This is a genomic window from Pseudomonas emilianonis (genome assembly GCF_023072625.1).
Lineage (GTDB): Bacteria > Pseudomonadota > Gammaproteobacteria > Pseudomonadales > Pseudomonadaceae > Aquipseudomonas > Aquipseudomonas paraveronii.
Genome location: NZ_JAKNRV010000002.1, coordinates 49,187 through 60,412, shown reverse-complemented (window position 1 = coordinate 60,412; position 11,226 = coordinate 49,187). Strand labels below are relative to the sequence as shown.

The following is an 11,226-nucleotide window of genomic DNA, read 5'->3' as shown; positions in this document are numbered from 1 at the left end:
CCGATATCTGCTACGTCGGCTGGCCGCCGGCGGCCTGGGAGTGGTGCGTGCAGTCCGGCGACATGTGGAACCAGCCCACGGCCCTGCTGCCGCACTCTGTGTCCGGGTCACCCTCGAACACGTCAGTGGTGAAGTGCTGGGCGCCTGGGTGGTTCATGGTGTGCATGCTGATCGCCTGAGGACTGTGGTTCTTCGCGACGTTCACCGCGCGGCCCAGGCCAATTTCCAGCCCTGTACCGGCACCGCCACCACCGCAGAAGAAGTCGACAACGATCTCATCATCCTGAGAGCTGAAGCCGAGTCCGTATTGGGTTTTGAAATCGAAGGGGTGTTTCTTCTGTTGTGCGGACATAGGGGGATCCTCGCCGGCTGGCGTGATTCGTTGATATCGGGTATTTGTGTTCGGCTTGAAACTTCAAAAAAGGCAGAGTTATGAACGGTCTTCACGAGAAGCATTACTTGCTGCAAAACGCCGTTGAGGCCTTCATTACACACACAGGAACGGAGCGTGACAGGGCTGAGAGCGCGATGCGTGAACTTGGGCCGCTCAAGGCTAAGGACTTCCCAGAACACCTTGAGGCATCTAACTTCGGCCAGATCGAAGGTTTCGGAAAGCAGCTTCGCTCCGGCAAGATTTCCGAAGAGGGGTTGAAACGGCTTCTTTGCAACATTTGGGCGCTTTACAAATCAGTCTCGGCATCAAGGGATGCAGCGCTGCGAGGTTCAGCGCAATAAGTGAGGGCGGGTCAGGGCGTGTTGCTTGTTCCGCAGTTCCGGCAGTCTTCCTGGTAGCGTCGCTCGTCACTGATGAACCGGCCGCAGCCCTGGCAGTTGAACACCATCTCGCGGGGCTTGCGGGGCTTGGCCAACTTGATGCCGGTGCCGCGCAGGGCTTCCTTGATGTTCACGTCGTCACGCTCAACCAGTCTCCGGGCGTGCTTGTCGATGTATGGCTTGGGCCACACTACGGCGCCTGCTGAGCCCAGCTTTCCGATCCAGGTGATGGTGTGAGCCCTCGGCACTGCGACTGCCTTCGACAGATCGCTGGTGAATACGCCGTCCGCACAAAGCCAAATCAGGTTGTTTCCATTCCAGCACTGCGGCTTCTGGATGTAAAACTCAGTAGCATCGGGGTATTGGTCAAGCGCCTCGCTCGGCGTCACATACTGGCAGTCAACGCCTACTCGCGCTCTTGCATCTACGTATGCCTTGGGCCACGGGATGTCGGTGTCGCGGTGGTCGCAAGCGCCGTCCCGGGTGAACACCTGGGCCTTGGCCAGATCGGTGACATATCCGGAGCCACCGAAGCCCCAGAACGACAAACCGTCGCCAACGTTGGCGTGGCTGCGGCTGTCTTGAAGGTAGAACTGATCGTCCATGGATGATCTCCAGTCAGGCGCCGCCCTCCGGTTACCGGATGCAGCGAGAGTTGATGTAGTGGCTTATTGCGATTACGATCGCGCCCTTCTCAAGGGAGTGATTTTATGTTTCCACGATATTTCCGCTGGATTTCGGTGCTGGGCATCCTTGCCGCAGTTGTTGTCTTCGTATTCGCTTGCCTGCAAATATTTACCGGTATGGCGCCGACAACAGACCTGATTCGACCGATCATCGCAGCGGTCGCATTTGGGTGGGCTTTCACTCAGTCAACCAAGGGCTGACTTGGGCTACCGATCTCATCACCAGGGTCACGCTTAAGTTCGCGCAGGCTCTCGTTATGGAAGTCACGCGCCACGTTTTCGCTAATCACGATTTCGTGGCGCGGATACCGCAAAAACTCGATGAGTTGGGCGTCTGCCATCAAGTCCATCTTCATGATGGCAATCTGCAGGACCTCGCTGATGATCGGCACCTGGCCGCGCAGCCGGATACGCTCCATGGCCTGTTCTATGCCCGGCCTGACCTTGTGCCGCAATTCCTTCTCGGCGACCGCCAGCCGCTTCTGCGCAGCTTTGGCCGACCGTTCCTGTACTGATTTGGCCATGGCCTACCTCTTCTATTCCGCTGGCCGGCAGTGCGAGCCAGGTTGGTCGGCGTCTCGCGCTGACCTGTTTGTGGATTCGCTTCACGCTGCGACCTTCTCCTGGTGCCAGGCGCCGACCGCTTCGAAGATCCGCGCTGCGTGCGCCTCGTCCAGTGACATCGCTTCGGGGATGGCGATCCAGCCCGAAGCCACCATCTGGCTTTGGTTGGCCTCATCGCGCAGCTTCTTGTAGCAATGCTCTATCACGTCTTCCAGGTGGTCGGAGAGGTAGACACCATCGGGCGCGACCTCCACTGACTTGCTGTAGCGGTCTCCGCGGGCGTCGATGCAAAGCGCGCTGAGGTAGATCGTCCAGCGGTGCGGGATGCCGCAGACAGCCTGGCCAATCTTCCCCGGAGCGATGTTCTTCAGCGACTTGTAATTGATCATGCCTGGCGACCGCTGGGGTCGATGTTGACCACCGCGACGTGGTTGGAGGCCAGCAGTGAGCGGCATGACCGGGCGATGCGCGCCTGCAGGTTGTGAGGCTTGCGCTTGCTCATAATGCCTCCGCGAGTTTGCGCAGCGCCTTACGTTCTGCCGCCGTGATAGGCGGCTTGCGGCGCTTGAGGATGGTTTCGGGATCGATCTTGGTGGAGCGTTTCGACGGTGGCGGGTTGATCGCCGGGCTTTCGCCCAGGAAGATCGTTCCACCGGCCGCCAGGAACTGCGCCGTGCGCTCCGATATTGAGTCGGCGTGCTGACGCTGCTGCTCAACCAGGTTGAGGTGGTTGCTGATCATGATCAGGCTCCTAAACGATGGGCTTGTGCCCTAGCTTTGTCTGCTACCTCGTCAACCATGCGATTCAGTTCCAAGTTGAACTGGACCAGCTCTTTGTGAAGGTTGGCGATGTAGTCTTCGTCGCGGTAAATCGTCTCGATGTAGAGCTGGCACTCTTCATCCTGGCGAGAATCGAATGACAGGAAGTCCCACCACTTACGACCCGTCACAAACATGCAGCCCTGGACTTGCGGCATGTGTTCCTCGGGCATGCCTTCGAGCCAAGTTCTGACGTGTATCGCTTCGTTGAAGGGGCACTTCGATTCGGTACCGCCGTCATCGTTGATAAGTCCGTCTGGCGAACATCCAAGCCAGTCGTACTTCGGGTGGACGATGAACTCTGACGGTATGACGATGTTGCCCGTGAGCATCTCGTAGGCGTCTTGAGCCTTTTGTTCTTCGGTGTGACCCCACTTTAAAGAGGCACTGCTGACGTTGTGCTTGGACTTCTTTGCCAGCCGCTCAAAGCACAGCTCACGCATGTACGAGGTGCGTGCGCCCATAGGCTCGCGCTTACCATTTTTGTCAGGCTTCCCCCAGGCCATCACGTCTTTAAAGCGGCTGGCTGTCACGCGACCAGATCGGTCCGCATGCCACTTTTCTGTGCCCTGAAGCTCAGTTCTCACTACGCAGCCTCCTCTGAATGGGACTGGTCACCGCTGGGGCCGGTTATATCGGTAAAGTCGGCATCGACGGTAGCCGCCAAGCCTTTTAGGGCTTCGTGGCATTCCAAGCCGATCGCTGCGCGCTGCTTCGGCTTGAGACCTGCCCAGGCGGCCGCGTAGGCGTCGATGTCCTGTTGCCTTGCAGCGACCAGGAGGTCTGCGAATACACCGTCTATTTCCGGTGATGGGGATTTGGGGCCGAACGAAACGCCAGCAGCGGCAGCGATATTTGCGGCTTGTTTGGTGGGAGTGATATCAATCTCGCCGCCGTATGAATCCTCGAATTCATCGGGCGTATAAACGCCAAGGATCACGTCAGGACAGAAGAGGCGTGCCCATTTTTTGGTCACCAAGTAGGCGATCTGTTGTTTGGGGTCTTCCGCCCAAAGCGTAGAGTTGCGCGTGCGGACCTGGGTCAGCAGAAGTTCCAGAATGCGCGGCTCGTCTTCGCCCCGGAAGGTCGCCCAAACCTTGATGCCGAGCCCTTTTTCGTCGTCAAAGCTCCAGGCAGGAACGCGATATTTTTTAAACTCGCCAGTGTCCTCGTCCTTCTTGGTCTTACTGGTAACTTCGCGCATCTTCCCGATGACGTTTTCCCAAGCGCCGAACCATTCAAAGTTCAATCGACCTTTGACTGGCGCCTTGGCGGTGATCACTGCGTTAACGAGCTGCGCCTCATAGCTCAATGCGCCGCCGTTGACGATGAACGTTTTCTGCGCCACAGCGAAGGGGTTCATTTGCCACTGCATTGCTTGAAGCACTACCGCCATGCAGTCGGCTTGGTTCCCTTTAAGATGTTTCGGGACGGTTGTCACTCCCTTCGACATCATCATCGCGAGGTCGCTCATCGACCGCATGGTGCCTGGGTCGAGGATAAGCGCGGCCGCGTTGTGCGATGGATCGTGATAAGTGGCGAGGCCGGTTTGTGCTTGGGTGTCTGTATCGGTCATTGCGCTCTCCGTGGCCGACGTGGAGTGGGTCGGCCGGCAGATGGAAAGGATGGTTAGAAGCGGGTGGCCCGCAGCCAATCGCGAGCAGTGTCGATAGTCACGTCGAAGCCGAGCGCTACAACCTCGACAATGTCGTCAGCCGGGGGAGTGGCCGGGTCCACGTCGATGGATTCAACGGATACGGCAACCACGGCAACAGGCGCGGTTTCAGCTTTCTCTTCGATTGGAGCGGCAGTTACAGTCGTCACTGGCGCAGGCGCGGTAGCCTGGGCGCGCAGACGGGCCAGCTCTTCCTGGTCGCGTTGATACTGTGCCTCGCGCTCGCGCTGCTGGCGTTGTTGCTCTTCCTGCTGTTCACGCTGCTGGCGTTGCTGTGCCTCCATGTCTCGGCGCTGCTGGTCCAGTTCGTCCTGCTGCTGTTTCAACCGCTTGCGGTCTTCCTCAGCTCGCTGCTTACGTAGTTCCTCGGCTTCGGCGTCGGCGATGCGTTGTTTCTCGCGCAACTCATCCAGTTCTTTCTGCTGGGCCAGCAACTTGGCAGCAGCCTCTTCTCGCTCAACGGCAGACTTGAGCAGCGCTTCAAGTTGCTCAATGGCGTTGTCACGAGCGATGGTGCCTTCGGCTTCAAATTCGCCATACTCTTCTGGCAGGATCACCGACTCTTTGACGCCTAGCAGAATGCTGGAGACGTCTGCGGCGCTGCGGTTCGCATAGGCGGCAGCGACAGAACTGAAACGAGTAATTTTTGCCCGGATGGCTTCGACACGCTCAGCCTCGACACGCTCGCGCTCTGCCTTGGCATCAGCTATACGCTTTTCTTCGGCTTTGATCGCTTCATCGACAGGCTCTTCAATTGCCAGCACACGAGTCTTGAGCGTTTCACCGAACTCCTTGACTTGATTGACGCGAGCCTGAGCTTCTTTGACCTTTTGCTGATATGGCACCAATGCGGTTTTGGTGGTCTTATCCAGGGCGTAGCGCACATCGCGGATATCGACGCGAACTTCCTTCGCGCTCGCCAAGCCTTCGCTCGTCGAGCAGTCAACGACCAGCTTCGCGTAAGTTGTTTCCAGGCGAACGATTTGCTCCTCGTGCGGCCGATACTCCACGATGTCGGTGACGGCGACAGCAGGGGCGATGGACGTCTTGGATTCTTCGGTTTCGCTCGCTTGGAGCGATTCTTGTGCGATTGCTTGGTTGGTATTTTTGGACATGACGATCCCTCGCCGCGCCAGGCGCAGCATTGAAAGTGGTGGGGTTATGTGGTGCCGTCAGGCGGCAGAAACGATAGGGGCGTTGTAGTTGGCGTAAATCTTGTCGATGCGCGCCCGGAAGTAACGATGCTCGGCTTCGTCAATGACCCGCAGCATGAAGGCCAAGGTGACGCATGATGTTGCCGCCGCGCTGGCATTGGCCTTGCCCAGGTCGCGAATCATGTTGTCGATCTCGCCCTCGATCCAATTCACGGCGGTCTGGTGGTCTCGCTGGGCAACGTTCACTCGACACCTCCTACTGGCGGGCAGATCAACTCCATCTGCGCAATGGCGGCGCCGATACGCAGCTTGAGACTGGCGCGCTCTTTGATACGCCGAGCCTCGCGCTCTGCCAGGTTGTCAGCCGTGTACTCGTGGAACAGGTCGACGTGTTGCTTCTTGCCGAAGTTCGGCAAATCCCAGCGCCTGTCTGATTCCCTGGCCTGGGCGCTATCCGCGTAGCTGGTTGGCATGCAGGCGCTCCAGGCGCCGAGCGAGGGCGCAGGCTTCGTTGTGGCTGCGGCGGAACCCCATGACCTTTCCGGTTCGGCTGTCCACCACATGAAAGAAGTCGCGGCCTGCAGGCTTCACCATCATCCGGAAGGTGACCACCGGCTCAGGTCGCCCAATCAGTCGGTAGAATTCGGCGGTGGCGATCCGGGAACGCTGATGCAGGTTGTCGACGATGTCGCGGCGTGATTGGATGCTGTGGTGCATGGTCACCTCAAGGATGGCGTTATTCAGTGGGAAGGTGTGGGAGTGGCATCCAGTGACTCGGATCGCCGTACCAGAAGCACCATCCGAGAGTTTTGTCGTACAGCCACTCAGTGACCTGCATCTCGCCGTACTCGAACAGGCACAAGTAATCGCGCTTCTCGCCTTCTGGCGGCAGCCGATCGCTGCACTTGATCCAATCGCTCATGGCGACCTCCAGTGTTTTGGGTTACGCGGTGGCTGGCAGGGCTTCACGAAAGCGCGACGGGCTCCAGTCGCAAGCCTCATCAGCAGGGATGTGGCCGAACATCGCGGTGCAGCGGCGGCAATGCACGCAGTCGCCGCAAGTCTTGCCCTCGGGCAGGTTCATCTGGTCAGCGTTATCCGCCGACCGTGGATAAGGCGCTCGTTGCTCGCTCATGAATGTCTCCGTTGATTCGTTGGTTCACCTGTATTCGTCAACACTCATGCCTCCCGCTGGTTGCCGATGGGCGCTGGGGAGGAGTGCTGACGGGTAGAGGTGGGGAAGGGTGATGCGGAAGGCCGGACGCGATCCCGGCGAGAGCGGACCCTTTCGGGACGACCGCTCGGAGAGGCTAACCACGCATAGCTGGCGCCCTATTAACCTGCGTTTCTCCAGGGCTGCCTAAGCGTTCAACCCAGCTTTCAACACCGCTTCTGCATCGGATATCGCTCGAATCCCTCCGAGTGTTGCCCGTCTTCGCCGCGACAAAATCCGCTCAGGCTCGGGACAAGGTGGCCACCCTGCTATCACGACAGAGGGCCGAGCGATATCCGATACAGCCTGCGCTTCGGCGCGCAGGTGACCGGGCAGTTAACGACAGGCTGTCGTGGCGCTGGTTGTCCTATTTGGAGTCTTGCTCAAGCCAGGCAATACGCGGCGCCTCTTTGCGAAGCGCGTAATACTCGACCTGAACCTTGGCGCTGTTGATCATCTTGCCTCCGAGGTTGGCCAGTTCAGCAGCCTCAGCAGGCTTAAGCTCACCGGCCTGAAGTTTCTGAAACACTTCCGACAGGCTCTTGCGAAGTTCTTCAGCATTTTTCATTGGCTCACCTCGTTTACTTTTCTATTGATCATGACTTGTAAGCGCTTAAGGCTGACCAACTCCTTGGGTATCTGCCTCCTACTTAGGGAAGTCCGCTTTGCCAGCAGATGCCTTAAATAGGCATCGCTTAAGCTATTTGAATGGTTCTTCTGTCGGACGATTTGATCGGCTTTGTGCTTTTCATATCCGGCACCTCTCCAGCCTCGTCGCTTCTCTGTCGAGCAAGATTTGCAGCACCTGTCATGACCGGTAGACGAAGTTTTGTCCTTGTAAAAATTATCAAGCAACATTACGCGCTCACAAACCCAGCATCTCTGTTCGGTTACGGCAGGTTTTGGATTCATTTGTGCCGTCAGCCTTCTAGCCTGGGTCTGCCGCGCGTTTCTAGATTTTCTGCGGATTGCTGCGCAGACTTTGCAGACGTTTGCTCGTCCATCTTTGCGGCTTCGGTCAATTGCGAACTGGGAATGGGTTTTACATGTGTCGCATTTGTAACAGCGCTTCAATTCGTCCGGCATTTGGTTTCTCCGGTTGATTTTCCGTCAGACCCTCTTGCGAGGACCTATCGGTGAAATCTGCTTTTCACTTGCCTGTCGCCGCTAAAGCAGCTTTGGCTTCGACCTCTTCATCAAATGAGCAGAGATGCGGTGCCTCGCCGTACAAGTTCAGCAAGCGCTCGCCCTCGTCGGTCGACCAGGTGTTTCGCGCTAGCTTTAGTTCAGCGTCGGTGGCATAGCTCTCAACAGCCGCTTCAATGACTGCGGTTAGAGACCGACGCTGATTCCGGCCCATCACATCCATAAGGTGTCGCATTCGCGGACTTACTCGAGTAGTGATTGATTCTGTCTTCGTGGTCCTGCCGATCTTCTTGGCCATACCTATCTCCTGGTTGTCATCCCAAGCAGCCCTCGCGAGAAGGCTGCTCAGTGATGCTTTCCGCTGTGACCCGCAACTGGCGTCGGTCACTGGCTTGACTCAAATGTTCTTCCAACCGCGGGCCTTTCGGCTTGTTCTCCCGCTGGATAACTGTTCTTGGCGCTTTACGCTGCACGCCCGGGTCAGTTGCCAACCCTCTGAACCGTTTAGGCCGGTTCATCGCTGCCTTTGAATCTGGACCGGTAGTGATCCGGCAAGGGGTGTCGCTAAAGAGCGGCGCGGCTTTCGCTGCTGGCCTGCGATGTTCGTTGCTGGCTTGAGTTGAATTTAAGCAAGCTGAAATTAATGTGTCAAGCATGCTGAATAAATAAATTAAGAATGCTGAAATTTTCGGCGATAAAAAACCCGCTCAGTGGCGGGCTCATTTACGCGTCGAAGTACTCGCGCCAACCGATCCTGACTACGCCACCTTCCAAGTGCTCAATCCGGACACCGGCGGTTTCACTGATCTCATCAAGCAGTCGCTTCCAGTCCTCAAGGCTTTCGTGATCCAGCCTCGCCACTGTCACCGCTTGCACCTTTTGAACGCCTGGCGCGGCAATCAGCGATTGCAGGCGCCGACCTGTGGCTTCGTAGGAAGAGGTCATTTGCGAGGTAGAAAAAGCAGGGCGAGACATGTGGCATTCCTTACCGTAACTGTATGTATATACAGTATTTGTGTCGCCACGTAATGGCAAGGAAGAATTGAATTGCCTCTACGGGACGTGTAAATAATTCGCGCAGGTGCTTTGCAAGGGGGCATGAAAAAGCCCGCTCAGGGCGGGCCTGGGTGATAGTGGTGAGGCTAGTTAGAGAACTTAACCTCGGTCGCCAGGGCTTCTTTGGCGGCTTGGTACGCGGATTTGGCTTGTTGGTCCGTGGTGCGATACGGGCTCATGGTGGTGAGATAGGCTGACCATTTCGCGTATAGGTCCTTGCTCAGCTCTGCTTGCTTAGCCGGCACCTTGGCCGCCTTGAGTCGATTCACTGCCTCGTCTCCCTGCGCCCTAGCATGCTTAAAGCAATCCATCAGCGAGTTGCTGTACACGGAAATCGTTTGGGCATTCGCATATCGCACCATCGTGTTGCCGGTTGTTGCCTCGAGGTCACATTGCCATGCTGGGAGGTCTAGCTGGCGAGAAAAGTTTATGGCCTCCGGTGACTTCGGGTCATATTTGAAATCGATGGGCTTAAATACGTGCGGCGCCTTGATCGCGGGCGCTGCGGCTTGGGCGGTCGCCATCCTATGTTGAGGTGCTGCGCAGCCAGCCAAGGTCATCGTCAAAGCAGCAAGCAGAGTGCAGGTTTTCAAACGCATGGTATCCCTCCCGTAATTGAGCCCGAACTTTACCATTCGTGGCGTACAGCCACCATTGGTCGGTCATAGTGCCATCATGCTGAACGACCCCTGCAACCTGGCTCATACTCCCGAATATGATCATTAGGGGCTATCAATGAGAGAGGCACAGCGGGGCCTGGCCCTCACAGGCTGGCGCGAGCTTTCTGCACTGGCTGGAAGTCGAATGGACGCAGAGGTTAAATACTTCGAATTGCTGAGGCGGGCTGACGCCATGGAGCGTGCCGACCTCATCACCAGCGATGAGTGGAGAAGGCTTGTGCAGCACGCCGGAGCATTGCTTTGCAGCACTGCACAATGTATGGGCGGGCCGGGGTAGGGTGGTCAATCCGGCTCCTGCGCCTTCAGTCTGGCCAGGCCCTGCTTGATATGTCCGGCGTTCTCCCCAATCGCTTCAAGGGCGCCTCGGACGTTCTGGCCTGCATCCGTATGGCCTTGGCTTTCGACGAGCAACGTCAACTCCATCAGCGCAGCCTCAAGGGCGAGCTGGTTCTCGTAGATTCGTTCCAGGGTATCGGTGAGGGAGTATTCGGGGGAGGGCATTGCTCTGTCTCCACTAGAGGGTATGTGAAAGCGTAGCAGCAGGCAAAAAAAAGCCCGCTTGTGGGCGGACCTAAAGGGAATTCTTCAAAGGAGTAGGGCGACTTTGCACTCTGCCCTGTAAATGCCAGGTGAAAAGGATGTCGCCGAAACGAAAGGTTTGGTGTGGCGGCTGGCTTGAAGGTTGGTATCAGAATGAAGTTGCTATCGCCTGGGCCAGTTGCATGTCTGACATGAGCGGAGAAGGATAGGTCGACTGGTAGTATCTGGACGCCTGCTCAAACTCCGCGCCGCGTATCTCCCCGTCCGAACCGATGAAGGCCAGAGCGTCAGTCTTGGCTGACTTGAAAATCTCAGGCGGCTCGGTCGTGAGGGATGTGGTCGCCCCAATTAAAATGGTTGGCGCGGAAATCGTGAGAAATATCGCGGCAGCGATAGGGTTGGCGCCATCACCTGATACGGCCTGAGTGCTGACAGATGCCAGTAGGGCGATCGCCAGTGTCTTCCATGAGTCCATTCTTCGAAGCTTCCATTGCATTCAGAGTGCGCCACCTTAGCAGAGTAGAGTTCTGATCGGGGGGCAGTACAAGAAGCCCGTCCAATTGCATGGCCTTAATGAAGTCAGTGGGGTACAGGAGAAAATAGAGCCCTTGCGGCGTCGTCCAGGCGAGCTTCTACCTCAATCAGTTCGGCTTCCTTGATATCAATCGCGCTTTTGTAGGCGCATGCCGTGAGCTGCAGCACCTCAAGGTCGGAAATCTTCGCAAGCTCATCTCTCAGGTCGGGACGCTGGGACAGCAGAAGCGTTCGAATCTCTTCTGCGGTTTTCGACTTTTCCATTGGTATTCCCTCCATATCTCAACCCAAGTTTAACCCATGAGAATGCGTAGTAATGGCCGCCGATCGCCAGATTGCTGAAGGGAAGGGCAGATACAAGAAGCCCGGCGCTGGGCCGGGCTAT

The 11,226-nt window shown here is 57.2% G+C and carries 19 protein-coding genes and 2 pseudogenes; 1 reads left to right on the top strand and 20 read right to left on the bottom strand.

Annotated features, from left to right (window positions below):
• Window positions 1–16: 16 nt before the first annotated feature.
• A pseudogene (locus tag L9Z73_RS00695) lies at window positions 17–352 on the bottom strand (DNA cytosine methyltransferase); the annotation flags it as partial.
• An 80-nt stretch (window positions 353–432) separates the two neighbouring features.
• Between L9Z73_RS00695 and L9Z73_RS00690 the strand changes: the two are divergent.
• Window positions 433–735 carry a hypothetical protein gene (locus L9Z73_RS00690; RefSeq protein WP_247395647.1) on the top strand — a complete coding sequence of 101 codons (303 nt, stop codon included), beginning with the start codon at window positions 433–435 and terminating at the stop codon, window positions 733–735.
• Window positions 736–746: 11 nt separating this feature from the next.
• Here L9Z73_RS00690 and L9Z73_RS00685 read toward each other — a convergent pair whose 3' ends face one another.
• The 19 genes and pseudogenes from L9Z73_RS00685 to L9Z73_RS00595 all read right to left on the bottom strand — a co-directional run bounded on the left by L9Z73_RS00685 (window position 747) and on the right by L9Z73_RS00595 (window position 11,105).
• Window positions 747–1,379 carry a hypothetical protein gene (locus L9Z73_RS00685; RefSeq protein ID WP_247395646.1) on the bottom strand — a complete coding sequence of 211 codons (633 nt, stop codon included), beginning with the start codon at window positions 1,377–1,379 and terminating at the stop codon, window positions 747–749.
• Window positions 1,380–1,642: 263 nt separating this feature from the next.
• Window positions 1,643–1,984: a hypothetical protein gene (locus tag L9Z73_RS00680; protein ID WP_247395645.1), complete on the bottom strand. Its 342-nt coding sequence runs from the start codon at window positions 1,982–1,984 to the stop codon at window positions 1,643–1,645.
• A gap of 81 nt (window positions 1,985–2,065) precedes the next feature.
• A pseudogene (locus L9Z73_RS00675) lies at window positions 2,066–2,526 on the bottom strand (hypothetical protein).
• Window positions 2,523–2,765, bottom strand: coding sequence for a hypothetical protein (locus L9Z73_RS00670; RefSeq protein WP_247395644.1), 243 nt, complete (start codon window positions 2,763–2,765; stop codon window positions 2,523–2,525). Before L9Z73_RS00670 ends, L9Z73_RS00675 begins: the two are co-directional and overlap by 4 nt.
• A gap of 2 nt (window positions 2,766–2,767) precedes the next feature.
• Window positions 2,768–3,430 (bottom strand): lambda exonuclease family protein, encoded by a 663-nt coding sequence (locus L9Z73_RS00665; RefSeq protein ID WP_247395643.1) that lies wholly within the window; start codon window positions 3,428–3,430, stop codon window positions 2,768–2,770.
• Window positions 3,430–4,419, bottom strand: coding sequence for a RecT family recombinase (locus tag L9Z73_RS00660; RefSeq protein WP_247395642.1), 990 nt, complete (start codon window positions 4,417–4,419; stop codon window positions 3,430–3,432). The genes L9Z73_RS00665 and L9Z73_RS00660 overlap by 1 nt, the downstream gene beginning before the upstream one ends.
• Window positions 4,420–4,472: 53 nt before the next feature.
• Window positions 4,473–5,633, bottom strand: a complete 1,161-nt coding sequence (locus L9Z73_RS00655; protein ID WP_247395641.1) for a hypothetical protein — start codon at window positions 5,631–5,633, stop codon at window positions 4,473–4,475.
• A gap of 57 nt (window positions 5,634–5,690) precedes the next feature.
• Window positions 5,691–5,918, bottom strand: coding sequence for a hypothetical protein (locus L9Z73_RS00650; RefSeq protein WP_247395640.1), 228 nt, complete (start codon window positions 5,916–5,918; stop codon window positions 5,691–5,693).
• Entirely contained in the window at window positions 5,915–6,145 is a 231-nt protein-coding gene (locus L9Z73_RS00645) for a hypothetical protein (protein ID WP_247395639.1), read from the bottom strand. Before L9Z73_RS00645 ends, L9Z73_RS00650 begins: the two co-directional genes overlap by 4 nt.
• Window positions 6,123–6,389, bottom strand: coding sequence for a hypothetical protein (locus L9Z73_RS00640; RefSeq protein WP_247395638.1), 267 nt, complete (start codon window positions 6,387–6,389; stop codon window positions 6,123–6,125). The genes L9Z73_RS00645 and L9Z73_RS00640 overlap by 23 nt, the downstream gene beginning before the upstream one ends.
• A 19-nt stretch (window positions 6,390–6,408) precedes the next feature.
• The gene (locus tag L9Z73_RS00635) at window positions 6,409–6,594 is read right to left on the bottom strand and encodes a DUF551 domain-containing protein (RefSeq protein ID WP_247395636.1); all 186 of its coding nucleotides are present in this window, start codon (window positions 6,592–6,594) and stop codon (window positions 6,409–6,411) included.
• A gap of 21 nt (window positions 6,595–6,615) precedes the next feature.
• Window positions 6,616–6,807 carry a hypothetical protein gene (locus L9Z73_RS00630; RefSeq protein WP_247395635.1) on the bottom strand — a complete coding sequence of 64 codons (192 nt, stop codon included), beginning with the start codon at window positions 6,805–6,807 and terminating at the stop codon, window positions 6,616–6,618.
• Between the two features lie 445 nt (window positions 6,808–7,252).
• Window positions 7,253–7,453, bottom strand: a complete 201-nt coding sequence (locus L9Z73_RS00625; RefSeq protein WP_247395633.1) for a hypothetical protein — start codon at window positions 7,451–7,453, stop codon at window positions 7,253–7,255.
• Between the two features lie 582 nt (window positions 7,454–8,035).
• Window positions 8,036–8,329 (bottom strand): hypothetical protein, encoded by a 294-nt coding sequence (locus L9Z73_RS00620; RefSeq protein WP_247395631.1) that lies wholly within the window; start codon window positions 8,327–8,329, stop codon window positions 8,036–8,038.
• Window positions 8,330–8,754: 425 nt separating this feature from the next.
• Window positions 8,755–9,006: a DUF1654 domain-containing protein gene (locus L9Z73_RS00615; protein ID WP_247395629.1), complete on the bottom strand. Its 252-nt coding sequence runs from the start codon at window positions 9,004–9,006 to the stop codon at window positions 8,755–8,757.
• Between the two features lie 167 nt (window positions 9,007–9,173).
• Window positions 9,174–9,686, bottom strand: a complete 513-nt coding sequence (locus L9Z73_RS00610; RefSeq protein ID WP_247395627.1) for a hypothetical protein — start codon at window positions 9,684–9,686, stop codon at window positions 9,174–9,176.
• A 363-nt stretch (window positions 9,687–10,049) separates the two neighbouring features.
• Window positions 10,050–10,268: a hypothetical protein gene (locus L9Z73_RS00605; RefSeq protein WP_247395625.1), complete on the bottom strand. Its 219-nt coding sequence runs from the start codon at window positions 10,266–10,268 to the stop codon at window positions 10,050–10,052.
• Window positions 10,269–10,455: 187 nt separating this feature from the next.
• On the bottom strand, window positions 10,456–10,782 hold the full coding sequence (locus L9Z73_RS00600) for a DUF2388 domain-containing protein (protein WP_247395648.1): 327 nt from the start codon (window positions 10,780–10,782) through the stop codon (window positions 10,456–10,458).
• A 104-nt stretch (window positions 10,783–10,886) separates the two neighbouring features.
• Window positions 10,887–11,105, bottom strand: coding sequence for a hypothetical protein (locus L9Z73_RS00595; protein WP_247395624.1), 219 nt, complete (start codon window positions 11,103–11,105; stop codon window positions 10,887–10,889).
• Window positions 11,106–11,226: the final 121 nt, after the last annotated feature.